Source organism: Bacillus sp. FSL M8-0256, assembly GCF_038005765.1.
GTDB lineage: Bacteria > Bacillota > Bacilli > Bacillales > Bacillaceae > Bacillus > Bacillus safensis.
Window position 1 is genome coordinate 2502499 of the sequence record NZ_JBBOTU010000001.1, and the last position, 25996, is coordinate 2528494.

Annotated in this window: 28 protein-coding genes and 1 pseudogene; 6 read left to right on the top strand and 23 right to left on the bottom strand. The window is 40.2% G+C overall.

The features are described from left to right. Positions 1-5: 5 nt before the first annotated feature. Together NSQ76_RS12875 and NSQ76_RS12880 are read right to left on the bottom strand one after the other, a co-directional pair. A complete protein-coding gene (locus tag NSQ76_RS12875) occupies positions 6-710 on the bottom strand; it encodes an L-ribulose-5-phosphate 4-epimerase (RefSeq protein WP_025092857.1) in 705 nt (234 codons plus the stop codon). Continuing rightward, on the bottom strand, positions 704-2329 hold the full coding sequence (locus NSQ76_RS12880; protein WP_341054167.1) for a xylulokinase: 1626 nt from the start codon (positions 2327-2329) through the stop codon (positions 704-706). The genes NSQ76_RS12875 and NSQ76_RS12880 overlap by 7 nt, the downstream gene beginning before the upstream one ends. Positions 2330-2603: 274 nt before the next feature. Here NSQ76_RS12880 and NSQ76_RS12885 point away from each other — a divergent pair, with 274 nt between their 5' ends. Continuing rightward, positions 2604-3692, top strand: a complete 1089-nt coding sequence (locus NSQ76_RS12885) for a GntR family transcriptional regulator (protein WP_034622791.1) — start codon at positions 2604-2606, stop codon at positions 3690-3692. A 146-nt stretch (positions 3693-3838) separates the two neighbouring features. On the opposite strand, the gene NSQ76_RS12890 is transcribed toward NSQ76_RS12885, so the two are convergent. The 13 genes and pseudogenes from NSQ76_RS12890 to NSQ76_RS12950 form a co-directional block, all read right to left on the bottom strand. Further along, entirely contained in the window at positions 3839-4564 is a 726-nt protein-coding gene (locus NSQ76_RS12890; RefSeq protein WP_034622792.1) for a DsbA family oxidoreductase, read from the bottom strand. Positions 4565-4701: 137 nt separating this feature from the next. After that, positions 4702-5259, bottom strand: coding sequence for a 6-phospho-3-hexuloisomerase (hxlB, locus tag NSQ76_RS12895; protein ID WP_034622794.1), 558 nt, complete (start codon positions 5257-5259; stop codon positions 4702-4704). Then, positions 5256-5888 carry a 3-hexulose-6-phosphate synthase gene (hxlA, locus tag NSQ76_RS12900; protein ID WP_024423080.1) on the bottom strand — a complete coding sequence of 211 codons (633 nt, stop codon included), beginning with the start codon at positions 5886-5888 and terminating at the stop codon, positions 5256-5258. Before hxlA ends, hxlB begins: the two co-directional genes overlap by 4 nt. Positions 5889-6135: 247 nt before the next feature. Then, positions 6136-6492: a winged helix-turn-helix transcriptional regulator gene (locus NSQ76_RS12905; protein ID WP_029708013.1), complete on the bottom strand. Its 357-nt coding sequence runs from the start codon at positions 6490-6492 to the stop codon at positions 6136-6138. Between the two features lie 72 nt (positions 6493-6564). Beyond that, complete coding sequence (locus NSQ76_RS12910) at positions 6565-7434, bottom strand: alpha/beta hydrolase (protein WP_034622796.1); 870 nt, start codon at positions 7432-7434, stop codon at positions 6565-6567. A 245-nt stretch (positions 7435-7679) separates the two neighbouring features. Beyond that, the gene (locus tag NSQ76_RS12915) at positions 7680-8027 is read right to left on the bottom strand and encodes a YxiJ family protein (protein ID WP_341054173.1); all 348 of its coding nucleotides are present in this window, start codon (positions 8025-8027) and stop codon (positions 7680-7682) included. 65 nt (positions 8028-8092) lie between these two features. Beyond that, positions 8093-8701 (bottom strand): hypothetical protein, encoded by a 609-nt coding sequence (locus tag NSQ76_RS12920; protein ID WP_341054175.1) that lies wholly within the window; start codon positions 8699-8701, stop codon positions 8093-8095. 69 nt (positions 8702-8770) lie between these two features. Further along, complete coding sequence (locus tag NSQ76_RS12925) at positions 8771-9391, bottom strand: hypothetical protein (RefSeq protein ID WP_341054177.1); 621 nt, start codon at positions 9389-9391, stop codon at positions 8771-8773. A 24-nt stretch (positions 9392-9415) separates the two neighbouring features. Then, positions 9416-9799, bottom strand: a pseudogene (locus tag NSQ76_RS12930) (DUF2750 domain-containing protein). A 65-nt stretch (positions 9800-9864) separates the two neighbouring features. After that, complete coding sequence (locus NSQ76_RS12935; protein WP_249856301.1) at positions 9865-10107, bottom strand: DNA-binding protein; 243 nt, start codon at positions 10105-10107, stop codon at positions 9865-9867. A gap of 47 nt (positions 10108-10154) precedes the next feature. Beyond that, entirely contained in the window at positions 10155-10913 is a 759-nt protein-coding gene (locus tag NSQ76_RS12940; RefSeq protein WP_341054187.1) for a hypothetical protein, read from the bottom strand. Positions 10914-10986: 73 nt separating this feature from the next. Continuing rightward, on the bottom strand, positions 10987-11643 hold the full coding sequence (locus NSQ76_RS12945) for a hypothetical protein (protein ID WP_341054189.1): 657 nt from the start codon (positions 11641-11643) through the stop codon (positions 10987-10989). Between the two features lie 64 nt (positions 11644-11707). Next, the gene (locus tag NSQ76_RS12950; protein ID WP_216099706.1) at positions 11708-12310 is read right to left on the bottom strand and encodes a TetR/AcrR family transcriptional regulator; all 603 of its coding nucleotides are present in this window, start codon (positions 12308-12310) and stop codon (positions 11708-11710) included. Between the two features lie 138 nt (positions 12311-12448). On the opposite strand from NSQ76_RS12950, the gene cyoE reads away from it, so the two are divergent. Beyond that, positions 12449-13345 carry a heme o synthase gene (gene cyoE / locus NSQ76_RS12955; RefSeq protein WP_370880886.1) on the top strand — a complete coding sequence of 299 codons (897 nt, stop codon included), beginning with the start codon at positions 12449-12451 and terminating at the stop codon, positions 13343-13345. A 55-nt stretch (positions 13346-13400) separates the two neighbouring features. Here cyoE and blaBPU read toward each other — a convergent pair whose 3' ends face one another. Together blaBPU and NSQ76_RS12965 are read right to left on the bottom strand one after the other, a co-directional pair. Continuing rightward, the gene (gene blaBPU, locus NSQ76_RS12960) at positions 13401-14189 is read right to left on the bottom strand and encodes a BPU family class D beta-lactamase (protein ID WP_341054194.1); all 789 of its coding nucleotides are present in this window, start codon (positions 14187-14189) and stop codon (positions 13401-13403) included. A 125-nt stretch (positions 14190-14314) separates the two neighbouring features. Next, positions 14315-15478, bottom strand: a complete 1164-nt coding sequence (locus tag NSQ76_RS12965) for an acyl-CoA dehydrogenase family protein (protein ID WP_268456536.1) — start codon at positions 15476-15478, stop codon at positions 14315-14317. Positions 15479-15622: 144 nt separating this feature from the next. On the opposite strand from NSQ76_RS12965, the gene NSQ76_RS12970 reads away from it, so the two are divergent. From NSQ76_RS12970 to NSQ76_RS12985, 4 genes are read left to right on the top strand one after another with little or no spacing between them, the layout of a single operon-like run. Beyond that, positions 15623-16387, top strand: a complete 765-nt coding sequence (locus NSQ76_RS12970; protein WP_024427908.1) for an amino acid ABC transporter ATP-binding protein — start codon at positions 15623-15625, stop codon at positions 16385-16387. After that, positions 16384-17244 (top strand): amino acid ABC transporter substrate-binding protein, encoded by an 861-nt coding sequence (locus NSQ76_RS12975; protein ID WP_034622805.1) that lies wholly within the window; start codon positions 16384-16386, stop codon positions 17242-17244. Before NSQ76_RS12970 ends, NSQ76_RS12975 begins: the two co-directional genes overlap by 4 nt. Further along, on the top strand, positions 17241-17939 hold the full coding sequence (locus NSQ76_RS12980) for an amino acid ABC transporter permease (protein ID WP_024423088.1): 699 nt from the start codon (positions 17241-17243) through the stop codon (positions 17937-17939). Before NSQ76_RS12975 ends, NSQ76_RS12980 begins: the two co-directional genes overlap by 4 nt. A gap of 12 nt (positions 17940-17951) precedes the next feature. Then, positions 17952-18665: an amino acid ABC transporter permease gene (locus NSQ76_RS12985; protein ID WP_025092843.1), complete on the top strand. Its 714-nt coding sequence runs from the start codon at positions 17952-17954 to the stop codon at positions 18663-18665. A gap of 35 nt (positions 18666-18700) precedes the next feature. On the opposite strand, the gene NSQ76_RS12990 is transcribed toward NSQ76_RS12985, so the two are convergent. The 6 genes from NSQ76_RS12990 to NSQ76_RS13015 all read right to left on the bottom strand — a co-directional run bounded on the left by NSQ76_RS12990 (position 18701) and on the right by NSQ76_RS13015 (position 25682). Next, positions 18701-19531 carry a manganese catalase family protein gene (locus tag NSQ76_RS12990; RefSeq protein ID WP_034622807.1) on the bottom strand — a complete coding sequence of 277 codons (831 nt, stop codon included), beginning with the start codon at positions 19529-19531 and terminating at the stop codon, positions 18701-18703. A gap of 125 nt (positions 19532-19656) precedes the next feature. Beyond that, positions 19657-20697 carry a 2,3-butanediol dehydrogenase gene (locus NSQ76_RS12995; protein WP_341054199.1) on the bottom strand — a complete coding sequence of 347 codons (1041 nt, stop codon included), beginning with the start codon at positions 20695-20697 and terminating at the stop codon, positions 19657-19659. Positions 20698-20767: 70 nt separating this feature from the next. Next, positions 20768-21988, bottom strand: a complete 1221-nt coding sequence (locus NSQ76_RS13000; RefSeq protein ID WP_034622809.1) for an MFS transporter — start codon at positions 21986-21988, stop codon at positions 20768-20770. Between the two features lie 372 nt (positions 21989-22360). Continuing rightward, positions 22361-23110 carry an SDR family oxidoreductase gene (locus NSQ76_RS13005; protein WP_341055782.1) on the bottom strand — a complete coding sequence of 250 codons (750 nt, stop codon included), beginning with the start codon at positions 23108-23110 and terminating at the stop codon, positions 22361-22363. A gap of 290 nt (positions 23111-23400) precedes the next feature. Then, positions 23401-25119, bottom strand: a complete 1719-nt coding sequence (locus NSQ76_RS13010; RefSeq protein WP_341054203.1) for an ABC transporter ATP-binding protein — start codon at positions 25117-25119, stop codon at positions 23401-23403. After that, a complete protein-coding gene (locus NSQ76_RS13015) occupies positions 25119-25682 on the bottom strand; it encodes a GNAT family N-acetyltransferase (protein ID WP_341054206.1) in 564 nt (187 codons plus the stop codon). Before NSQ76_RS13015 ends, NSQ76_RS13010 begins: the two co-directional genes overlap by 1 nt. Between the last annotated feature and the right edge of the window lie 314 nt (positions 25683-25996).

Consider the following 25996-nt stretch of genomic DNA (forward strand, 5'->3'; position numbering starts at 1 on the left):
TTTCTTTATGTTGAAGGTTTTTGTCCGTAATACGCATGCTTTCCATGTTTTCTTAAGTAATGTTTATCTAAAATTCGCTGCGGCAATGGCTCAGCAAATTCGTTCAATTGCTTGGCAAAAAGATTCATTTTGGCGACTTCATCTAAAATCACACTGTTTGTGACCGCACTTTTTGCATCTTTCCCCCACGTAAATGGACCATGCCCTTGAAGCAATACACCCGGCACCGCCATCACATCTAGGTTTCTTTTCTCAAACGTTTCGATGATCAGCTTGCCCGTTTCTACCTCATAACCCCGATTGACTTCTTCTTCTGTTAGAAAACGAGCGCACGGAACGGCGCCGTAAAATGTATCGGCATGTGTTGTGCCCATTGCTGGTAAATCAAGTCCTGCCTGCGCCCAAACGGTAGCCCACATGGAATGGCTATGTGAAATACCGCCAATTTCCTCAAAGTGTTTATAAAGAACTGCATGTGTAGCTGTATCTGACGAAGGACTGAATTCCCCTTCCACCACTTCACCATCAAAGTTCACCACGACCATATCTTTTGCTGATAGTTGGTCATACGCTATGCCGCTCGGCTTAATCACAAACAAACCACTGTCACGATCACATGCACTGACATTACCCCATGTAAATTTCACAAGTCCGTATTTTGGCAAATCTAAATTTGCTTGATACACTTCTTCTTTTAAGCGATCTAGCATACCGTCGTCACTCCTTTCGTTGGCATGAGATGTGCTACCGCCGCTTCTTCAATCGCAAGCCCATTTTGATAGCGCTTTAAAAATTCGTTAAAGCCTTTGACATCGAGTGGATCGGGCTCCATGAGCTCTTCTGATGTATGGGCAAATACGCGATGGGTGAGAAATTCAGCCAATGTTTGCTGCTGATGATGGACCATATATGAAGCAAGGACAGCCATCCCAAACGCACCGCCTTCTCCCGCTGTTGAAACAACTGATACAGGTGTATTCAGCGCTGCGGCAACCATTTTTTGTCCAACGAGCGGTGTTTTAAATAATCCCCCATGCCCTAGTAAGCGGTCAATCACTACATGTTCCTGTTCCTTTAATCGGTCCATGCCTATTTTCATAGCACCAAAAGCAGAGAACAAATGGGTGCGCATGAAATTAGCAAGGTTAAAGCGGCTTTCAGGAGACCTGACAAAAAGAGGTCTTCCTTCTGGCAGTCTCGTAATATTTTCACCAGAGTAATAGCCATAGCTTAAGAGTCCGCCGCCATCTCGATCTGCTTCTAAAGCTTGCTGCAATAAGGATTCGTATAACCTTTCTGACTCCACTTGCAGGCCAAGTGCTTCAAATGCCTCTTTGAATATATTCATCCAAGCGTTTAGGTCACTTGTACAGTTATTCGCATGAACCATGGCAACTGGCAGTCCATCCGGCGTCGTAACCATATCCACTTCTGGATACACACCTTTTAGATCCTGCTCCAGCACAATCATGGCAAAAACCGACGTCCCAACAGAAATATTTCCGGTCCGTCTTTCTACACTGTTTGTCGCCACCATGCCCGTTCCAGCGTCACCTTCCGGCGGACAAAATGGAATGCCTGGCTGCAAATGTTTTCCTTGATCCAAAATGGCTGCCCCTGCTGCCGTTAACACGCCAGCCTCTTCGCCTGCTAAATAGACACGCGGCAGAAGGTGGCGAAGCTTCCACGGATAGCCTTTTTCTGCAATCAATGCTTCAAATTGCTGGAGCATTTCTTCATTGTAGTCCTTCGTTTGTTCATCAATCGGAAACATCCCTGACGCATCGCCAATACCAATGGCCTGCTTTCCGGTTAACAGCCAGTGAATATATCCTGACAAAGTGGTCATATATTCTAATCGGGATAGATGTTTTTCATCTTCTAATACCGCTTGATACAAATGGGCAATGCTCCATCTTTCTGGAATATGAAATTGAAATACGTCTGTCAGCTTTTGACTCGCCTCGATGGTCGTTGCATTCCGCCATGTTCGGAACGGAACGAGAACCTCTCCTGTATGATCACATGCCACATAGCCATGCATCATCGCTGATACCCCGATTGAGCCAATGGTATGAATGGTCACACCATACTTTTGCTCGGCCTGTTCTTTCATCTCTCGATACGCCACTTGCAGACCTGTAATGATATCAATTAAGTTGTACGTCCATATTCCATCCTGGAGAAAACTTTCCCATTCATATGCACCTTGTGCAATTGGCTGAAATTCCTCATCTATTAAAATTGCTTTAATTCGTGTTGAACCAAATTCAATGCCTAAAGATGTCCGTCCTTCTTTCAAGGCTTTGGCCGTCTCTTTGTGATCCACTCTACGTTCACCCCCATTTTTGATAGCGGTTTCAATTTTCTTTTTCTAGATTCATTGAATTCTCTGGTACAATCACAATATAATATTTGTACGTACATATGTCAATAATAAATATAGTTGTACATACATAATGCGACAAAAACTTTCATTTTTTCTGAAGGGGTCATAACAGAAAAGGGAAGCGCCTGTTTTTGATCCAACAACCATGTTAAAATATGTCCATACAATTTCTTCTCAATCCGAGTAGATGATCAACTGAGAAAGAAGTGAAACGATGAAAAAGAAGTACCAGATCATTATTGATGATATAAAAAGCAAAATACTCACAGGGGATTATCGGATCGGGGAGCGTATTCCAACCGAATCAAGCCTGCAAGACATGTATCAAGTAAGCAGACATACAGTTCGAAAAGCCATTTTGGAATTGTCCAGCGAAGGATTTTTGCGCAGCGAAAAAGGTTCAGGCACATTTGTGACCAATCAATATCAAACAAAACCTGCGGGACATGCACATATGAAAACGATTGGTGTCATTACAACATACATATCCGATTACATTTTTCCTTCTATCATTCGAGGCATTGAAAGCCGTTTAAACGAAGAGAACTATTCCTTGTTACTGGCAAGTACAAATAACGATGTTGAGCAGGAGAAAAAAGCGCTGGAAATGATGCTGTCCTTTGGGGTGGACGGACTTATTGTCGAGCCGACGAAAAGCAATTTATATAATCCAAACATTTCGTACTACTTATCCTTTAAAGAACAGGATGTACCGCTCATTATGATCAATGCCTATTATGAGCAGCTAGAAGTTCCTTTTCTCTGTTTGGATGATGTAAAATCCAGCTATTTAGCCACAAAAGAGCTGATCACCTCAGGCCATCAACAAATTGGACTTATTTCAAAAACAGATGATTTACAGGGAAAATATCGGATGAAGGGCTATATTCAAGCGCTAGGTGAAGCTAAGCTTAATTTCCTGCCTGAGCATGTGCTCTTTTTCGATACAGAATCGAAGCAGCATTTAGGGGAACAAATTAACACATTTCTGATGGCGCACCAGCATGAGCTGACTGCCCTTGTTTGCTATAACGATGAGGTGGGTTTAGAAGTAGCCAATGTATGCAGCGAAATCGGGCTGTCCATTCCAGATGATCTCTCGATTATTGGACAGGATAATTCGTATATCGCCCAGAAAAATGCCCATGTGAAGCTGACAACACTGACCCATCCTCAGGAGCAAATGGGCCGTGATGCAGCAGACTGGATGATTAAAAAAGTACAAGGAAAAAAGAATCTCCCTGATCAAACGTTTTACGAGCCTGAATTGGTTCCAGGTGAAACGATCAAACGAATAAAATGAGCCCTTACTCCAAGTGGCTCATTTTATTTTAGAATTCCAGCATAAGGCGTGAATAGGTCGGATCCCTGAAATGAAAGACATGGGTTTCCCCTCATCCTTAAACAATAAAAAATCCCCATCTTATAAAAAGATAGGGAACATATCTATTACGCCTCTTCTTTAGGGGAAGGCACCGCACATACGCCATCTGCACATGCCGCTTCAAACGCATTGTCAGCAGCTTTCTCTGCCTGAGCTGCTTCCTCTTTCCAAGCTGTTTCAAGTGCACCCAGGAACGTATCGGCTGGCTGCGCACCTGCAACTGAATACTTGTCATTGATCAAGAAAAACGGAACAGCATTGATCCCAAGCTGTCTCGCTTCTTGTTCATCTTTTCGGACATGATCGGCAAATGCTTCGCTGCCCAAAACTTGCTGTACTTCCTTCTCATCAAGACCAGCTTTTTCTGCAATGTCTAAAAGAGTTTGACGGTCACCAACATGCTTTCCATCTGTAAAATATGCTTGAAACAGCTCTCCCATAACGAAATCGCCTTTCCCCATTTGACCAGCATATTGCGCCAATCGATGGGCATCAAAGGTGTTGGTCAACACGAGCGGATCAAATTGAAAATCGATCCCTTTCTCTTTGCCGGCCTGCTTCACCTGCTCATTCATCGCCATGGCCTGGCTGCGGCTCATGCCATATTTTTTGACGAGCATATCATGAACGTCATGATCGACATCAACAGGTGCGTGGGGATCAAGCTCAAAGCTTTTAAACTCTATCTCTACCTGATCCTTCTCTGGGAATTGTTCTAGCGCTGTTTCCAGCTGTTTTTTTCCTATATAACAAAAAGGACAGGCGATATCTGACCAAATTTGTACTTTCATGTTCATCTTCCTTCCGTGCTGCACTTTTTCTTTAACGATGTAACAATTATAGTTACATCAAATAGATGATGTCAAGATTCTGTTCTTGATAATTGAAAAAGCCTCTCCTTTTAAGAAAGGAAAGGCTTTGAAAATATCTACTCTAAATTTGCATGGTGACCGTACATTGTATGTGTGTCGAGCTCTTTTATTTCCATTAACCTTAAAATGACCGCATCGTATGTCAGAAGAAGCGACTGCTCAAATAGTGAGCCCATTGGCTGAATGGTATGATGGTTTCCATCCTGTTGATCCTTCGGTGCACCTGACAATAAGATGACTTCATCCGATAGATCAGCTAAAGGTGACTCAGGAGAAAGCGTGAACGCTGCTACTTTTCCGCCAATTGCTTTTGCCTTTTTTGCAAGGACAAGCAAAGACTCTGTACGGCCAGATCCGCTCCCGACAATCAAAAGATCCTCTTCTGTAAAGGAAGGCGTATTCGTTTCACCAATGACATAAGCCTTGACGCCAATATGCGTAAGTCTCATCGCAAACGATTTTCCCATCAAACCAGACCTGCCTGCACCTGCCACAAAGACTTTTTGTGCGGATAAAATACTTGTAACCAGGTACTCTGCTTGTTCATCTTGAATGGCTGACAAATGCTCAGAAAGTTCATTTAAAATGACTTTCACATAGTCGCTGGTCTTCATGATTGTGCGATCAGCTGCTTCATTTGTGCCGCTACTTCTGCTTTATTGTCCTGACTTGCGATACCGCCGCCGACAATGATTAAATCAGGGTTTAATTTTACGACTTCAGGTAACGTATCAAGCTTAATTCCACCTGCAATCGCTGTTTTCGCCTGCTTGACAACTTGTTTAATCGTCATAAGATCAGCAAATGAATTTTGACCAACTGCTTGCAGGTCATAGCCTGTATGCACACAAATATAATCGACTCCAAGCGCATCCAGCTCTTTTGCACGGCCTGCGATATCTTTGATGCCAATCATATCAACTAAAATTTGTTTTCCTCTTGCTTTTGCTTCTTTCACCGCTCCTTGAATAGACATATCTTCTGCCGCTGCAAGAATGGTGACGATATCTGCTCCTGCTTCGGAGGCCTGCTGCACTTCATAGCCGGCAGCATCCATAATTTTCAGATCAGCGAGTACACGTAAATTCGGAAAAGCCTGCTTGACTTCTTTTACAGCACGAAGCCCTTCGTTAATCACAACAGGTGTCCCAATTTCGACCACATCAATGGATGCTTCTACTTCTTTGATCAGCTCAATCGCCTCTGGTATATTCACTAAATCTAATGCTAATTGTAATTTCATCAACTTTCACTCCCGTTTATCATCTCATCTTCAAGAGCTCCGCGGATGATGCATCTTGAACGATGAAATGAGTATAACAACAGGAATAACGCAATCCAAGTACGCACTTTTTTTTTACATACTATACTTTTCCGCATATGGTTACAAAAAAGATACTGTCTTTTGGCCAGTATCTCAGTGTGAATGAAAAGAAGACAAAGGGCTAAAATAAGTAATTTTAGCCCTTTGTCTACAACCGGTAATATGACTATTTATCGTCCTTTAAAAAATTGCTGTCGAGATATTGCTTTCCCCAATCATACATCGCCTCTAAAATCGGCATTAAGCTTTCTCCTAATTCTGTGAGAGAATACTCAACCTTTGGCGGAACGACAGGATAAACCTCCCGGTGCACAATGTGATCTTCCTCTAATTCTCTTAGCTGATTGACAAGCATTCTTTGCGTAATCCCAGGCATTAACGACTTTAACTCACCAAAACGTTTTGTCCCTTCTCTGCCAAGGTGCCATAAAATCAGCATTTTCCACTTACCGCCGATAATATTCAGCGTCAGCTCTTTTTCGCAATTGAACACTTTATTTTCCATTCGTGATGACAACAACATACACTCCTTTAATTTCAAACCACTTTATCATTATACTGCGGCAAAAAGAATTGCCCGAGCATACGGTCTTCATTATTGATTTTGTTTTTTAACAAAAGCCATCACAGCCTCTGTCATTTTTTGTGCTTCTTTTGGCGCTCTGTCTGATCCAAACCATTTGTTCAGGTCACTATGGCTTAGCGTATGCACCCGAAAAACAAACCGAGAGCCTTTGTCGTGATTCAGTTTTTCAGCAAATCGGTACACCTCAGGATTTTCCCAGCCCGTCACCAAATAGACAGGTGGTAAATTCTTTTGATTCATATAAGTGACAGGTGATGCCTTTGTCCAGTTCTTCTCTTGTTTGCCAAAGACTTTTTTGTACGATGGGATAGCTTGTATAAATTGATTGAGGTTTAACGGCCCATCTAAAATCACGATGGAATTGATCGCTTTTGGCGACAGCCCCACACGTTTTAAGTAGGTCGAATCTGTGGCAACCAGCGCCGTCAAATGACCGCCCGCTGAGTGACCCATGACATTGATTTTTGATGAATCAATTTGATATTCATCCGCATGATCCTTCACCCATTTAATGGCGTTTGCTGTATCATCTGCCATCTGCTCGTAATTAGCATCAGGGTGAAGCCTGTAATTCATCGAAACAAACACATATCCTTGACCTGTAAAATAATCAGCCTTTGAAGCGACTCTATTCTTATCGCCGCCTGTCCAGCCTCCGCCATGGAGATAGATCATCACAGGATGCTTCTTCTTTTTGTCTTCATCTTTGCCCTTTGGCATATACATATCGAGTGTTTGCTGTTTATTTTGTGTGTCTGCATAATGGATATTGGTTGTCGGCTTAGGCTGGTTGAAACGGAACACAAAGAATGCACATACCAATAAACCAGCGATGACCGCCGCAAATAAGAGCCATTTCATGATTCGATTCAATGTCATTGCACCTTTCTATGTTGGGATGGGGAAGTATGAGTAGCAGATATGTAGAGAAACTAGCACGATTCATTCGATACTAAATTCATATGGGATGTGCAGAGCAATACAAGTGATCAAGTCGTAATATTCATTATACCCCTTAAAGTGGTGAAATTCATTGATTTGCTCTAGAGGGTTGACATCGAAAACAGGAATTAGATTCTGGATTTTTCATCTAAAAACCAATGTCATAGCTTATCTCCTAGAGGTTATTTTATAAATGCAATGATTCGTTTTCTTGTTTCTTCATGGTACTGGATATAGGAATGTAATAAAGGATACGATTCAAGGACGTGTTGAAATGATTTGATTTGAGGGTATTGCTCTTCAAATGACTGACGCAGCACGTTTAACTGTTTTTTGGGAATTCGTTTATGATCGATCACATAACTTAAGCTGCCTGTCACAAGAGTGAAAAATTCATAAAAACCATCGGACCACATACCAGTTTCCTCCTCAAAAGATAGGATCTCTTCAGGGTAATCTGAATGAAAACAATATTGATAGCGCTGCTTCAAATCATTGATTAACTCTTGTTTATCTTGGCTGGTATTCATAGATCCACTACACCTTCTCTCAATGCTTTTAAGTAGGTTAAAATTTAAAAAGATTATAGTCCTTATTAATCAATATTTGTGTAATTTTGAATGAATTCATTTCTAAAATCTTCTGGAAGTTTCTGATTTGGAAATACAACTGAAATCCAATCTAATACAATCTCATCTAAAGTTCTCCACGTTTTTAACAATTGTTTATTCATTTGTTCTAGTTGATGAACCGCTAGTACTCCTATCTCATAACCTCTTTCGCCATAAATGATCCATTTCGCAGAAGGGGAAACCCATATCACACGTGAAGCAATATTCATCATGCTATCGTTTAAACTATGTATCGGGTAATCCGTTAAGATATCAAGATAATCACTTGGTGTTATATTTAAAGGAATTTTCACCCAAGGATAATAACCAAATTCCCGATAAAAATCATTCATACATCTCGAATCATCTAAAGCAGCCATTAGTATGTTTTCATCTCTGTGTTTCATAGCTAAACCTTTTAACATCTCCCAGCTATCATCTGATAACAACCAATGAAATTCTTCAAATAAATAATGAGGTTTTTTTGTTTTAAACACTTGATCAGGGAATGTTTTTGTATTGTGAACGAGCGAATGAATAAACGATTGAACCTGTTCAAGTTCTTTTGGATCGGATATAAATAAATTTTTCACTTTATGCTCCTTTCATATCTTCGGGTAAATTTATCATCAGTCATTGATACTCCATTTCACCGCTTGTAACTAACATGACGCATAATGAGAAAGCATTTGAGTGTAATAGTCATTGAATTTTTTTTGATCCTTCAATAATCCTTCAAACCAATTTGCTAAAACAGGGTGATCCATTGGTTTCCACCCTTCTTTTAATAACCTATTTTTCACAGAATCTTTTGTTGACACCATACCTATGATACAAATTTCCATATCTCTATCTCCCCAAATCGCCCACTGTAAAGAATGAGATAACCAGACCACTATGTTCGAATTCGTGATTATATCATCCGCTATGTAACCTTTTGGGTGCGTCCATAGTGCATTTACATAGTCCTCATCTGAAATGTTCACACTCGTTTTCAGCCAATTATAATAACCAAATTCCTTCAAATAGTATTCGGTTGGATCTGGTTGAAGGACTGCAGTCAAAAATTCTCTATCTTGTGTAACATTTGATAACTCTTTTATTGTTGGTAAAATATCATCACTCAATGCCCAATCAAATTCTTGAAACAAAAAACAATCAAAATTCTTACGGAAGACTTGTTGTGGCAGCATTTTATTTTGGTCAAACACATTGTCCACTAAATTCTGATAGGATTTGAATTCTTCTTCTGAACGAATAAATAAGTCTTCAAGCTGTTTCAAACAAATGCCTCCACTCGTGTCAATCTAGTAGTTTTTTAATTCTTCCTCTATATCTTCTTTTAATGTTTGAATTTCAATTGACACCGAATCATTTCGATTATAGAAAATCGACGGATTGATTCCATCTGCTATCATCCCCGGTATCCACTCTTCTATAAAATCGTCTAAATCAATCATTTATGGCACTGTTTTTTCCCATTGATCGATTGCGCAATAAGCGGCATGATCCTTTGTCGCCCAAAAATGAAGCTTCGGTACACCACGTTCATCCTCTGACATCACCCATCCCCTCTCGTTGCTTAATGACCAAACCTCTTCAAAATCAGCAATCTTTTTGATGAAATAGTCATAACGCTTTTTCGCAGATAACTGGACGGTGGTTTCTAATTCTTTTGGATGCATGGACATTGCGTCACTCCTTTTATTTATAAATGGGCTTAACCATAAGAATTTAGCAAGCTCATATATAGGAACTATTTGTATTCTTCTAACCAGTCATTCAAATCATCTACAGGATGTAAGTAAGAATTAGGTGAATCTTTCAAATCAATTCCACTTAAAAGAATCAACATATCCCAAACTTGATCATCGTCTATTTCTGGATCGTCTGAAGAAACGTAAATTTCAGCCCAATCAGATACTTGTTCTCTTGTGATCATCCCCTTCAAGACTTGTCTTATTTTATTTAAACAGTCTAGCATTTTGGGTGCATCCATTCATTACACCATTCCTTTCTCAAAACTCACTTCACGTTGTAAACTGCCTATATTTCATATTTGATAATATCCTCCATTGACATCCCTTTAAAATATAAAGAAAGAATGTTTATAATAGTGTATTCGCCATAAATACCAATCGGGTTAAATATAATTTTAGCGATTTTTGGATCAGCAACCTCTAGGTCCATAACAGGTGCAATGGAACCTTCTTTCCCCTCGCTTACGTAATAATTTCCACCTCGGTATTCCACGAATTTCAGATTTTGAAGATCCTCTTCTTTTATAAAATCTTTATTTATTTTTGTGATGACTTTCCATGAACCACTTAAAAAGCCTGTCAGGCCTGTACTTGCAACAAATAACCCATTTTCTTTTTTAATCAATTGTTTTAACTCATTTTTTTCTATTTTTTCATCAACAAATAAATCATAGTATTGGATTAAAATATCATCATATTGATTTTTTCCCTCACCCGAAATGATCAAAGCATAGCTCAATTTCCCAACTTCTTCTAATGGGAATTCAATAATAGTTCCTGGTTCAATGTCACTTAAATTTTTTGCTTTTTTAGTTGTTATTTTAATGTCCGTTACTTCTTTGTCGTTTAAATCATCAAAATAGTGTCTACCTCCATTGTTTAAAGCCATCATAATTGTCAAAAGCATCTCATCAATTGTTGGCTTTCTCTCCAAATGTTCCTCAGTCATTTCATAAAATTGTTCGATCGCTTCTTCAAAAATATCTAATCCGTCATCACCGATCATGATGGTCTTTTTCTTATGTTCTTCTTCCCAAAAACCCATTTTGAATACACTCCTTATATATTGCGTTCTTTATTTCATCAAGAGTTATGTATGCTATTCTCATTTTGCTTTATCACGATAAACGTATACTTGTATAAGCTGTTTTATTTGCACGTTTGAAAAGTGCGACCTCATTATCCGTTAACCATTTAAGCTCTCTCATATGATACGAAATCTCTTCTAAGTAGGTATCGGTTTCAGCAATTAATTTTTTATCTAAGATATTTCTTTTTTTGTCTTCAACTACAAGATAAAGAGTAAACTGCTTTAAATCTAATTCGATAAGTGGGTAAGCTTTCTTTTTTTTATCGGGACTTAGTTTTGTTTTCCCTTTAATCTCCGCTTTATATTCTTTCTCTTTCATTTTCTTAAATGTAGCTTTGACTAGCTGACTATCCCATTTTTTTAATTCACACAGATATAGCAACGCTTTTTCCAAAGTATCAGCTAAGATTTTTTTCTTATTGGTTGCATTTTCAAATTCACTATAACTGAAGGGTACTTCCAGTTCGTACGTATTTTTTAAAAATAAGAAGTCAGGTTCATCTTTTGAAGTACTAATTAATTTGTAGTCTTTAAAAGATCCACAAATCAAAACAATAGCCTCACAATCTTTCGTTTGAAATTTCATTTCTAATTCGTATAAAAACATTTCAGTCATACAAAGGGATTGGCTAGCTAAAATTCCACGATCATCATCTGACATTAATTGTAAATTTTTCAAATGCACTTCTTAAAATCCACCTTTCTAGAATCACTATCTCCACCACATTCAAACTAAGGAACCTTCATTTCTATTTAGAGGAAATTATTCTTTTTAAAGATTTTTCTAATAAATCATGTGGTATATGGTCTTGACTAATAAAGTGAAATATTGCTATTCCATTTTCCAATGAAAGAATTGTCCATGCCATTTCCTCAGATGAAAGAGTAGATGTAAGGTTCTCTTTATTTATTAACTTCTCAATGGATTGAGAGATTTGTTTTACCGATTGTAAGATCATATTTGACCACTGACGCCTTGCTTCCTCATTTCTCATTGAATACAAAAGAAATTCCATATTTAGCAGGCTCCACGTCCGATTTTCTTCACGTCTTTGAATAGACTGTTGATTCATTTTTTCAGGAAAGTGCAAAAGAGAAGGCTGTTCTGTTAATAAAGCATTGATTTTTTCTACATGTAATTGCATTTGTTGTTCCAATAGAGCCAAAAAGATCTCTTCCTTTGAATGAAAATGCGCATAAAAGGCCCCTTTGCTAAATCCCGCATATTCTGCCAATTTATCAATGGAGACCCCATGAAAACCATACTTGGCGAAATTCTCAACTGCAGAATTTATGAGTAATTTCCGTGTTTCATCTTTCCTTTCACTTTGCGTTTTCCTTTGTCTAATCATTCCTTAACCTCCTTATATTGACAATCACACCATATAGAATTAATATACCAATTAGTATATAAGTTCAACAAGGTATATATCTTGCTGTACAGCATAAATAATTAATCGCTATTAAAAAGGAGCAAAACAATGCGAAAGATGGGGAAAAAAATTCACAAAACCAAAATGGACATAATAGCTCAAACAGTTAAATCAGGAATTATTAAATCAAATTTAATCCCAATGTGTGCTGGCTTAACCTTGGCATTATACACTTATCAAATTGACATCCTTAATAAATCTATTGAGATACTATTAGCATTTGCAGGTTCAATTTTATTAATTGGTGCTGCTGGAGCTTTAAACAATTTGTATGATAGGGACATAGATTCCGTGATGAATAGAACAAAAAACAGACCTACTGTAACAGGAGAAGTCAATCCTAAAAAAGTTCTATGGCTGAGTATCTTAATGTCTATTTTAGGATTGGCTTTTTTAGCATTTACAACCTATCTAGCAGCTATTATAGGATTGATTGGTTTACTTTTTTATATTTTCCCTTATACAATGTGGAGTAAAAGAAAAACCGTTTACAACACGGAAATTGGTAGTATTTCTGGGGCAATGCCGCCTCTCATTGGTTGGGCGGCTATTTCATCAGACATCTCACACCCGGCTATTTTGGGGTTGTTTTTCATTACGATTATTTGGCAAATGCCACATTTTTATTCAATAGCTATTAGAAAGCAAAATGAATACAAGGCAGCAAACATTCCCATGTTACCTGTTGTAAAAGGAATGAAAAGAACATACTTGCAAACGAATCTTTATATCTTAGCAATTACCTTAAGCAGTTTTCTTTTCCGTTCTTTAAGCATAGGGCTTGTGATTGTGTCTTTTTTCTTAGGCCTTATATGGATTTGTTTAAGTATTATTGGTTACAAGCGAATGAATTCCGAGAAGTGGGCATCATTTATGTTTGTCTATTCACTAATTTATATGACAACTCTTTATTCAACTATCATTATCTATACTCTTACTCGTCAATTTTTTTGATTTATGAATACCTTAGTTGTGTAGGTAACCATAAAAATTCATATAAAAAAGCATCCTAAACGGATGCTTCAATCAAATGATATTTTTTCAAAATACGATAGGTCATTTCTTTTGCTTCTAGCCCGGTGCCTTCGATATTTGTGGCGAAGATGTAGGTTTTGTTTTCATGTTTGATGAAGCCTGCGTACCAGCCGATGCCTGAGCCGGAGCCTGTTTTTCCGTATAGGGTGGCATGTTTCTCTTCTTCTTGGATCATCATTCGTTTGACCTTTCTCATGACAGATAGGTCAAATGGAAGACTTTCTTCATATAGCTGTTTAAGGAAATGGACTTGTTCTATTGGAGAAATTTTCAATGTACTGCTTAACCAAAATTGATCGATTCCGCCTGATATGTCTTCATTCCCATAATGAATGGCTTTCACCCAATGACTCATGCGTTCTTCTCCGATGTCACGCGCCATGGCTTGATAGTACCAGACAACTGAATCTCTCATGCCTGAGCCCAGTGTATGATCCTTATTCCAGTTATCAATCTCTCTTTTCACTCCGTCCCAATATTTGATGTCGTATTCATCTCTCACTGCGCCTGTTTGGAGTCCGATGAGGGCATTTGCCACTTTAAATGTCGATTGTGGTGCAAAGCGCTTGTTCGCTCTTTTTTTGTTATACACCCATGGCGATTTTTCTTTTACTTCTTGGATAACAAATGTGCCTTCCCGGTCTTTCATGAATTCATCTACTGACCACGCTGGTGATGTTCCCTCACTTGATGAAGGCTGGCCGATACAAAGTGCCATCATCATGAAGCCTGAAAACAGCCATTTCATATGCTTTTTCTTCAAAAAAACCGCTCCTTTTCCTATGATTTGTATCGATTGTAGCATGCCTGAGCGATGAGACATAAGGGACGCTTGTCCTCTTTTCTGCCAAATAAAAAAAGCCGGTTTCATCCGGCTTTTTGATCAGATTAGCTTTCTTTTTTCTCTTCAATGGCCTGCTTCGCGATTTTTGAAATCGTCATATCATCCATTGGCGGGTTATGGAGCCCAGCACGAATATCTCGATAGTAACGCTGCAGCGGACAGCCTAGGCTCAAGCTTTTTGCACCGACTAAACGCATGGCTTTATCAACCACTTGCAGACTATGATTAACGACTGTATGCTTCACAGCACCGAATTCATTGATTAACAGCTCTCTTTTCTCAGGCTTTTCATACAATGTTGTCGTTGAATAGATGACGTGGCGTGCTTGCTTTAATAGTAAATCAATTTCGCCAATCAATGTTTGGACATTCGGCAGTTCGCTAATCGTTCCGCTGATACTGTTCGGTGAATGTGTGATGGCATACTGAACTGCATAATCTCTTGCCGCTTGCGCAATCCCCAAATAACAGGAAGGAATATGTGCGATCCAAGGGTTTAACGTACCGCCCCGAGGTCCTTTTTGCACTTCAACAAGCATGTCATCTGAAACCACAACCTGATCTAAGATTAAATCATGGCTTTCTGTTCCTCTCATACCGACAACATCCCAAGTTTCTTCTATAGAAACACCTTCTGTATCACGGTGAATTAAGAAAAATCCCATGGCTTCTTTTTCTTCGATCCATACGCCGACTAAAAAGTATGTGAGAGCTGGTGACATCGTAGTGAAAATTTTACGTCCGTTGATCACCCAGCGATCACCTGATTTCATCGCTGTTGTCCCAGGCTTGCCGCCTCTTGTTGGACTGCCTGTCTGCGCTTCACTTACAGCGCGGTTGACAAGGGCGCCCTTCTTCACTTCTTCCGCAAAGAATTGCAGCTGCTTCTCATTCCATAGTTTCTTTTCATAAATTTCACCAACAACTCCTTGGTGCCAGCCAATCGATAAGGCAGTTGCTCCGTCCATGCTGCCTAGGGTTTCTTGAAATAGAACCATATCCGTTACAGATTGACCCCCGCCTCCATATTCAGCGGGAAGAGACAGGGCTGTATATCCCATGTTTACTAATGATTCGATATTCTGTTTAGGAAAATAAGCGCCTTCATCATGTTTTTTTGCGTTTTGTTCGATCGTTTCACGAAGAGATTCCAGCTGATTGAGCCATGTTTTTTGAAAATCGGTATCGACAAATAATGCTTTAGACAAAACGTATCCAACTCCTCTGTTTCTTACAATCTATGATATCTCATTTTTCCAATTGGAATGAATAAAACACACTTTACTTATAGGATTTAATGTGTTAAATTTTATCAATATTAAGTACATCTGTCAAAGGAACGTGATGCTTTTATGATCTCAGCTACTAATCTACATAAATCTTATGGGCAGACCCATGTGTTAAAAGGCATTGATTTCACCGTACAAGAAGGTGAAGTGGTCGCAATTATTGGACCGAGCGGATCAGGAAAAACAACACTTCTCCGCAGTTTAAACAGCCTCGATATTCCAGACAAAGGAGAGCTGACTGTTGGAGAAGCCACGATTCAATTTGAACGATATCATAAAAAAGATCTTTTAAAACTAAGGCAGCAATCTTCCATGGTATTTCAGCATTATCACTTGTTTCAAAATAAACGCGCACTTGAAAATATTACAGAGGGATTGATTGTGTCCCAAAACATGTCTAAAAAAGAAGCAGAAAAGGTTGGAGAGCAATTTTTAGCGCGGATTGGACTGCTTCATAAAAAGGATGCATTTCCAAGTGAATTATCTGGCGGTCAGCAGCAGCGGATTGGAATTGCCCGCGCTCTTGCGATGAATCCTGCGGTGCTTTTGTTTGATGAACCAACGTCCGCATTGGACCCAGAGATGGTCGGAGAAATCCTTGAAATGATCAAAGATATTGCGAGCCAAGGGATGACGATGGTCATTGTGACGCATGAAATTTCGTTTGCAAAGGACGTAGCGGATACGGTGATCTTTATGGCAGATGGGGAAATCGTTGAAAAAGGCTCACCAGAAGACGTCCTCATGAAGCCTCAGCATGAACGAACAAAACAATTTTTATCCAGGATTCATCGCGGAATGTGGCAAGGATCGGAGGAAGACATATGAAGCAAAAGACAGCATTCATGACAGCTGGTGTCCTTCTGATTCTCCTCTCTCTGATTGGCTGCAGCAGTGTGAAAACAACAACAGATGATGGAAAACAAATTGTGAAAGTCGCACTGAGTGCAGAGGTCAATCCACCCTTTTTAGCCACAAATGACCGAAACGAACCGATTGGCTATAACATTGATTATTTAAATGAAGTGGAAAAAAGACTTCCACACATACATTTTGATTACATATTTGGCGAGGAAGAATCCAATTTAATTGGTGTTGGCGCGGGGAAGTTTGAAATGGCAGCTAATTGGTTTTTCAGTAACCCTGAACGTGAAAAACGGTTTCTTTACCCTAAAGTTCCGTACGGCTATTCGATGACAGGATTAATTGTGAATGAATCAAACCGGGATATTCAATCGCTTGACGATATGACATCAAAAAAGCTCGCTCCTGTCAGTCCCAGCGGCGGATTGCGTTCAATATTAAATCAATATAATGAAGAACATGATCCAGATATTTCGCTGACAACCATTGAAAGCCCTTCAAATGAACTCAACTTAAAGCGTGTTGAAAGCGGAAGGTCCGATGCGGCCTTTATGAATATTTCGACCTTCGATACCATTCAAAAGCATCTGAATCTGAAGGTCAAAGTGGGCGGGATCGTGTCAAAAGAGCCGATCTATCTTGTCTTACAGCCAAGTGAGAAGCAGCTTGCAGCAGACTTGGACCAAGTCACACAAGAGATGATTGATGATGGAACACTGCCTAAGCTTGCGAAAAAGTGGTTTGGGGTTGATTTCTTTCAAGATATTGACTACATCTCAGAGCAAGGCTATCAATATGAAGAAAGGAAGGAAGCGTCATGACGTTTACAGCTGGAGATTGGCTGCGAATTTTTTTACAGGTGCTTGAACGCCTGCCACTCACTTTTCTCATTATTGCGGTGTCATTGTTTTTCGCCATCATAATAGGGCTCTTATTTGCATGCATTCGTATAAAACAAATCCCAGTGCTGAAGCAATTGGCTGTTATCTATTTATCTTTTACACGAAGTACGCCATTAATTGTTCAGTTATTCTTAATTTATTTTGGGCTTCCTCAGCTTTTACTTGTGGCAGGAATTCAAATCAATCATTGGGATCGTGTGTTATTTGTGATGATGACGTTCTCTTTACATACGGGGGCTTATTTATCTGAAGTTTTTCGCAGTGCGTATTCGTCTGTTGGGAAGGATCAGCTGGAAGCCGCCTACATTGTTGGGATGACAGATACACAGGCCTTGATCAGGATCATTATCCCGCAGGCCTTTCTCATTGCCCTGCCAAACCTCGGAAATTACACCATTGATCTTGTGAAAGACACGGCGATTGCCTTTACGATCGGGCTCATCGATATTATGGGACAGGTGAAGATCATCTTAGGAAATAACTATGGAATCGGCATGTTTGAAGTGTATGTGATCATCGCGCTTGTGTACTGGCTCATTTGTATGAGCATTGAACTAGTCACCATGCTGCTTGAAAAGAAATTCGTAAAAGGCCGTACCAGTCTGTCACGTTAAGGAGGCGATTTGATGCAAACCATTGATATTCCATTTGCGATTGACCAAGTACCACATATTCTAAAAGGTGTTCCTTTCACCTTATTAATTGCTCTTGTTTCCATGGCTGTGAGTCTTGTGATCGGATCTGTTTTTGCTTTCATTCGCCTCTTTCGCATCCCTGTACTCAGACAGCTCGTTACGCTCTACGTCTCCTTTTTTAGAGGAACGCCGCTTATTGTTCAACTGTTCGCTTTCTTTTATGGGCTCCCTTTTCTTCTAACCAGTATGAACGGCACATTCGGACTGACCTTTCATCCGGATATGGTCTCCCCTTTAGCTGTGGCTCTTATTACCTTCAGCCTGCATTCAGCCGCTCATTTAACAGAGGTGGTCCGAAGTGCACTTCTGGCAGTAGACAAAGGGCAGCTTGAAGCGGCAAAAATTGTAGGCATGACCACACGTCAGGCGATGATACGCATTATTTTGCCGCAGGCATTTGTTGTGGCCTTACCAAACCTAGGCAATCAGCTCGTTCAGTTATTAAAAGCGACATCTCTTGCGTTTACAATTGGGGTACTCGAAATCATGGGTATTTCCCGGATCATTGCAAATGACGGCTATCAGTTTTTAGAAACTTATCTCGTCTCTGCTTTGATCTATTGGCTGCTGAGCATTGTCTTTGAATTAGCCTTTGCATTATTAGAGAAACGTGTCAGCGTATACGGAAGAACTCTCGGACGTTAAAAAGTCGATCAGGCACAAAAACCTGATCGACTTTTTTATTCACCCTTTTTTGGTGTGTTAAACAGTTCTTTTGGTGCGGGTTTGAGCTTTGGTGCAGAGCCGAACACGACAGGTGCAGAAATATATCTGAACTCTCCTTTCCCATCCATGCTGCGGCCATGTGCCCATCTGCCTTGCTTACTTTCTTCCCCTCTTGAGAAGTTAAACAAGTCATAAGATACTTGCTGTTTCTCTAATGAACGAGGGAAGGTGGTTGGTACGACGACATCCCCTTCTCGCTCTTCTAATTCTTTAATTGCAGCAAGCCACATATTTTGATGGTATGTATCACGAGCAATGAGGAAGGAGAGCATATCTTTGACGCCGCGGTCATCTGTCATTTCGTAAAGTCTTGTGACCTGAAGACGGCCCTGGGCCTCTGCATTTAAATTGGCTCTGAAATCCGCCATTAAATTTCCGCTTGAAATGATGTATTTGGCATTCCACGGGTATCCTTGACTATCCGCTGCCATTGCCCCTAAACCGGCAACAATTGCATGCTGCGGGTTCATTCCGCCCATAACAGCCGCAAGTGCTGGATCACTTTGATACGCCTGTTCTTGGTCTTTGACGGGTGCATTATCTAATAAACGTGCGATCATCGTTGCCAGCATTTCGACATGACCAATTTCCTCGGTTCCAACATCAAATAACAGATCTCTATATTTTTGGTCTGCCCGGCAATTAAAGCCTTGAAATAAATATTGCATCATTACACTGATTTCGCCATATTGACCGCCTAATACTTCTTGTAATTTCTTTGCATACACCGGATCAGGCTTTGAGGGCTTTGCTTCATATTGCAATTCTTTGATGTGATAAAACATGATGTCATCTCCCTTATCAAAAACATCTTTTCACTTATCACTATTCGACCGCAGCTCCCTTTATGAAAAAGATCTGAATACATAAAAAAAGAGAACGGCTTATGCCATCCTCTTTGTTATCTTACTTATTCAGCACTGACTAAAATTTTCACTTGATCTTTTTCATTGATTAATGCATGGAAGCCATCCTCGATCACATCGTCCAGCTTGATTTTTTTCGTGACGAGTGTGTCTGCAGAGAAATAGCCTTTTCTCATTAAGTTTAATACAGATGGGAATACGTCTCTGTAGCCGATAATTCCTTTTACTGTACGTTCTTTAATGACAATGTCATTCGGCATAATTTCTGCGCCTTTTTCCCAAATGCTTACAATGACTGTTTCGCCTGAAATTCTAGTTGATTGGATTGCTTGCTTCAATACAACAGGTACACCTGTCACTTCAAAAGAAACATCGACGCCACCGTTTGTGCGGCTAGCAATTTCTTGAACAACATCTTCATACTGAGAAGGATCTACAATGATCGCTCCAAGCTCTTTTGCTTTCTCTTGACGTTCTTTTGATAATTCAACTGCATAAATATCAGTAGCACCAGCTGCTTTTAATGCTTCAATGACAAGTAAACCAATTGGTCCGCAGCCAAACACAGCCGCTGTATCCCCAGCTTGTACTTTACTAGAACGAACCGCATATAAAGCAACCGCAGAAGGCTCGACAAGCGCGCCTTGCTCATATGAGATTTCGTCTGGTAATAAATGAAGTAATTCTTCATCGACTGATACATATTCAGAGAATCCACCGCCGCCTCCGGCAAGCCCTAAAAAGCCCATGTTTTCATCTAAGTTATAAGCACCTTGATGGCCGTGAGTTGCAAAAATAGGTTCAACAACCACTCGGTCGCCTACTTTGTAATTGCTCACGCCTTTTCCTACTTCAACAACTTCACCAGAGAACTCGTGTCCCAGTGTAATTGGTGCTTTTTCTTTTGTAAGTGGATGAGGTTCATTCACAGGAATGAAGATCGGTCCGCCTAAATATTCATGTAAATCACTACCGCAAATGCCGCACCATTTTACTTTCAGTTTCACTTTTCCTGGAGCAACTGTTGGTTCATCAATTTCCTCTAGTCGAATGTCCTTTTGATCGTGCCAGCGTAGTGCTTTCATTTGTAAGACTCCTTTTCTCATCAATTTAATTAACTTACTTAAATAATGATAACATAATTTTTTTAATTTTCTAAGTAGGATGCACTATTTTTTTGACAGTCAATGGACGAAAGATGACAAAACATAACAATAGACAGATTAGAAGCATACATATACACCCAATGATGACGGAGATTCTGATCGATAAAATATGAGCGAGTCCGCCAAATATTCCTGTCATGGTCATCGTCAGAATGGCTTCAACCAAAGCATAAAAGCTGGCTACCCTTCCCATCACCTCTACAGGAATATTCGTTTGATAGAACGTCATAAAGCCTGTGTTCGCAAATGCTAAAAAGAAGGCTAAAACAAAAAATCCAACGGCGGCTGCAACTAGGCTGCTGGAAAATGCATAAATAAGATAGCCAAACGCCACAAACAAACTGCCGATTCCAAGCATCAGCGAAACTGACAGCCTTTCTACAATGACCGAATTAAGACTTGCTCCTGCAATAATACCCGCTCCAGCTATACTGACAAGAAGGCCATATTGTGTATCAGTCAGCATCAATACTTCTTTTGCAAAGGCTGTTTCAAGTGAGTCTATAGCCGTAGGAAGGACCGTTATCGCCGCACTAAATAATAAATATACCGTCATGATCTGGCGTGACGTCAGACTAAATCGCAGAACAAGCTTTGCATCCTCTTTTAACATTGAAAGGGAAAACCGCTTTTGGGCAGCATCTGTTTTGAGCAAATTCGGTAAACACATCGTTAACAGAGCAGATATCAACAGGCAGATGGCATTTACATAAATTGAAAGAACAGGAGTCCCAATGAGAAAGAGCAGACCTGCTGCTGCGGGCCCAAGTAAAAATCCACCAGATTGTAATAAAGAGCGAATGGCATTAAACCGTTTTCGGTTATCCGCCGGGATTAGTCCTGTCATATACACCATCGACGCTGGATGAAACATCGCTTGTGCCATCTGTATGAAAAACACCATGACATACAGAATGAGCAGATGTCCTGAAAATAAGGCAAAAGGGATGCATGCAATGAGCAGAGCACGGGTAATATCTAAACTGATCATCACATTCCGCTGATTCAGCCTGTCAACCAAACTGCCGGACCAGCTATTGGTCAAAAGAGCAGCAGCCGGTCTTAGCAAATAAACTGCTGTTACAGCAAGTACAGAGCCCGTTTCTTGAAAAATAAGCAGATGGAGGGCAATCATATAAATCCATTCTCCTATGTTCGCAATCCCGATGGCTCCAAGTAAAATACTCATATCCCGCCAATGTTTTTTCATCATTGTCCCCCCTATTTGTCATAAAAAAAATCCCGCCCCCAAGACTTGTCTGTCTTGAGGACGGGATTTACTCCGCGTTGCCACCTCAGTTCATTCATCTGTTGCCAGATGAACCTTAGCGGGTGATCATTCACCCTTCTCTGTAACGGGAGAAATTCGCTGCACCACCATCCGAAGGAATCCGGTGCAGAGCTAAGAGGCTTGGTTCCATCATGCTTCCCAGCTCCTTCTCAGCTTCACGGAGTTCTCTGTGTGGGGCAGCTATGATGTACTCTTCTCTATTTGCGCTGTATCTTTTTTTCATCACGATCTTCAGCTGAATTGTTACATATTGTACTGCGCCCCGATCAAAGCGTCAATGTTTTTTTCATGTTAATCCGCATAAATCATTTTCCTAGTCATGCCGCCATCAATAACCAAATCTGTGCCGTTCACAAATTGATTGTCTTCATCTGTTAAATAAAAACAGGCTTTCACAATATCCTTTGGCGTGCCGACTCGATTGGAAGGATGCTGCTGATGGTCAATTTCTCGAAGACTTTTCTCATCTTTCGTTTCAATCCATCCAGGGGAAATGCTATTTACCGTAATGTGATCCTGACTAAAAGAAACTGCCAAAGCATGAGTAAGCGCGGAAATCCCGCCTTTTGATGCAGCATATGCTTCTGTATGAGGCTCTGACATGGTCGCACGGGTAGATGAAATGTTCACAATGGAACCGCCGTTTGGATTCTCTTTGATATAACGTGCTGCTTCTCTAGCGCATAAAAAAGTCCCTCTTACATTTGTATGCAGCACATGATCCCACTCATCGACCGTTAACTCATAAGGCGATGCTGTGCACATGACGCCGGCATTATTAATAAGAATATCAATTGTTTTGCAGTGCTCCACCGCAAATGACATTAAGCGCTGAATATCCTTCTCCTGTTTCACATCTGTTTTAATGAAATAAACTTCAAAGGACTCCTTTCTCAGCTGCTCCTCCAAACGCTTCCCCTTCTCTTCATCTATATCCGCAAGCACCACACGCGCCCCTTCTTTTGCATAACCGCAGGCGACCGCTTCACCAATACCATTGGCTGCGCCTGTGATGATGACGGTTTTATGTTGAAAATTCATCATTCATCCAATCCTTTCTCCATGAGATGTTGTCGTCTATCATATCATTTTGAGGAATCTCGGCACAAAGGGAATTTGTATGACTAGATCAACTGGTCAAAGAGGATCACCTGTTTCGTAAAATTGAGCAGTAATTGATTTTTCATTTATCATTGAATATATAAAATAATTAAGATTTAGGAAGTAGGATGTTGTTCTGTCCCATTTCCATTTCATTCGTATTTTTAACGTCTTTACTTTCAAAGAATACATGAAAGCAACTGACTCGAAACATTTTTGTATTTCATCGTCTAATCTTCAGTTAAACGACCATTTTGCCAAAGCTGTTGATAATACGGATGTGTTTTTTGTAATTCTTCATGTGTGCCTTGACCTGACAAGCGTCCATCTTCAAAGACAAGGATTTGGTCTGCACTTGTAATCGTGGATAACCGATGGGCGATGATGATCGTCATCCGGTTTTTCGTTAACGCTTGAAGAGCAAGCTGCACTTCACGCTCTGATTCGTTATCTAAGTTCGATGTCGCCTCATCAAGTAATAAGATTCTCGGATTTCGTAAAATCGCACGAGCAATCGCAATACGCTGTTTTTGACCACCTGAAAGCTTAATACCTCCTTCACCAACCTCTGTATCGAGGCGTTTATCCAGCTGCATGACAAAATCATAGGCATAGGCTGCTTTTAATGCGGCAAGTACCTCTTGTTCACTTGCTCCATTCGTCCCGTACATGACGTTGTCACGAATCGTTCCGTTTAATAACGGTGCATTTTGACTTACATAGCCAAACAGCCCACGCCACTCTGTTAAGTTAAATTGCTCAATGTTTTCTTTGCCATACAGGATCGCACCTGATGACACGTCATAAAAACGTTCAATAAGGGAGAACATGGTCGTTTTCCCGCCACCACTTCGGCTGACAAAGGCCGTTGTTTCATTTGGCTTTAACGTAAACGTCATATCTTTTAATACGTACTTTTCGTTGTACTTAAACGACACATTTTCAAAATGAATCGGCTGTGACGCCGCAGTTACCGGTTTACCGTCTTGGACTTCACGCTTCTCATCTAAAGCCTCGACAATACGCTCTGTTGCGCCAAGTGTTTTTTGTAAATCAGTAAAGAATGTCGCCATTTGTGTAAATGGCATAATAATTTGTACTAAATAAATCATGATTGCCACAAGCTCGCCAGAACTAATGGCACCTGAAGCAACCTGTGAACCGCCATACCCAAAAATCGCAATGATCACAACCATCATGAGCAGCGTCATAAGTGGTGAAAGAATTGCAACAATTTTTGCTTCTTTTAAACCATACTTGTACAGCTGCTGAATTTGCTTTTCTCCGCCTGCTAGCTCTTGCTGCTCTGTTTGTGAAGCTTTCACAAGGCGAATGTTTGTTAAAATTCTCCCTAATCGCCCGCCAAATCCTGCCAACTCATCTTGATTGGCTTTCGAAATCGCGTACATTTTTTCCCCTAGCGGATACGTCACAAAAATTGTGAGTGGTACGGCGATCAGTAGCAGCAGCGTCATTTTCCAGTCAATCCACAATAAAACAACGATTGCACCAAGTATCGCAAAAAGCCCTGATACAAACGATACGAGCTTTTCCGTTACAAACTCCTTTACGACGTTTGTATCCTGCGTAATTCGACTCATCGTTTCGCCAGATTCATGTGCATCGTAATATGTTAATCGTAAATGCAGCATATGCTCCCATACTTCTGTTCGTAAATTCGCGACAACTCCTTCACCTAAACGACGCATCATATAAAATGTAACAGCACTAAGCATCGCCTGTACAATTAAAACAACAATGACTGGTAAGAGTGATGTTAATGCAAAACCAGTATCTGAAATTTGGTTAATAAGCTTCATTGTGAGTAGTGGCACAGCAAGTCCAGCTGCCACCTCTACGATACTTATAAAAAATAAAAGAACTAATTGACTATTCGCCATTTGACTGCGCTTCATCAAAATCCAAAGCTGTGAGATTTTCCCTTGCATTATGATTCACTGCTCACTTTCGTCATGACCTTTTCAAAACGGAAAAACTCATACTCTTCATCCGATTCCAGCTCCTTGCCTTCAACATTAGGTCCTGGGTTGCCTTGGTGATAAAACTCAACAATTTTAAAGCCGCATTTATTCACGTAAAAATGAATATTACGCTTTTCAAAATATGGTGTGTGCAGCTCCCAAACCTTCGTCTCTGGGAACGCTGCTTCTATCGCTTCCCACATTTTAGTGCCAAGACCTTTGCCATGTGCATTTGCCCTTGTATACAGGAAATCCACTTCGTTTCGCTGGGTTTCGTTATTCATTTTCAATACGACACCACCAATTCTTTCGGCGTTTAATAAAAGTTGACGTACAACCGATTCTTTAGCAGTAAGTGAATGATTGAAATCTTCCTCAGATGGGATTGGTCCCATTTCTGCCGGATCTTCCGCATCTGTAAAACGATCTTGTAATCCTTTCATAAATGCCTCTTGTAATTCTGCCTTAAATGCTGCTAGCTCGTCCTGCGGTACAGGTGCTAATGTCATTTGTTGATTTAGTTTTGTCATTTCTAAAAAACCCTTTCTTTTAAACTGATTAAAATATTCGACCGACTGTTAAAAATAGCTGACTATAATGGCCTAGACTCCGTATTTTCGAATCCAACCTTCCCCTTATTACTCCATTTCATTGAGAAACCCCACCATTTACCAAGCCAAGTTAGTAGTGGTCGAATGTTAGGTCATGTTAAGTTCACAAGAAATAGTGTAAAGTATGGAGTAACTCTAGAGTAAAGAAAGAAAGGAAAATATATTCGAAGAAATCATTATCAGCTAAACCTCTTATGTAAAGCGACGAGAAAATAGGTTGGTCGGTACCAACG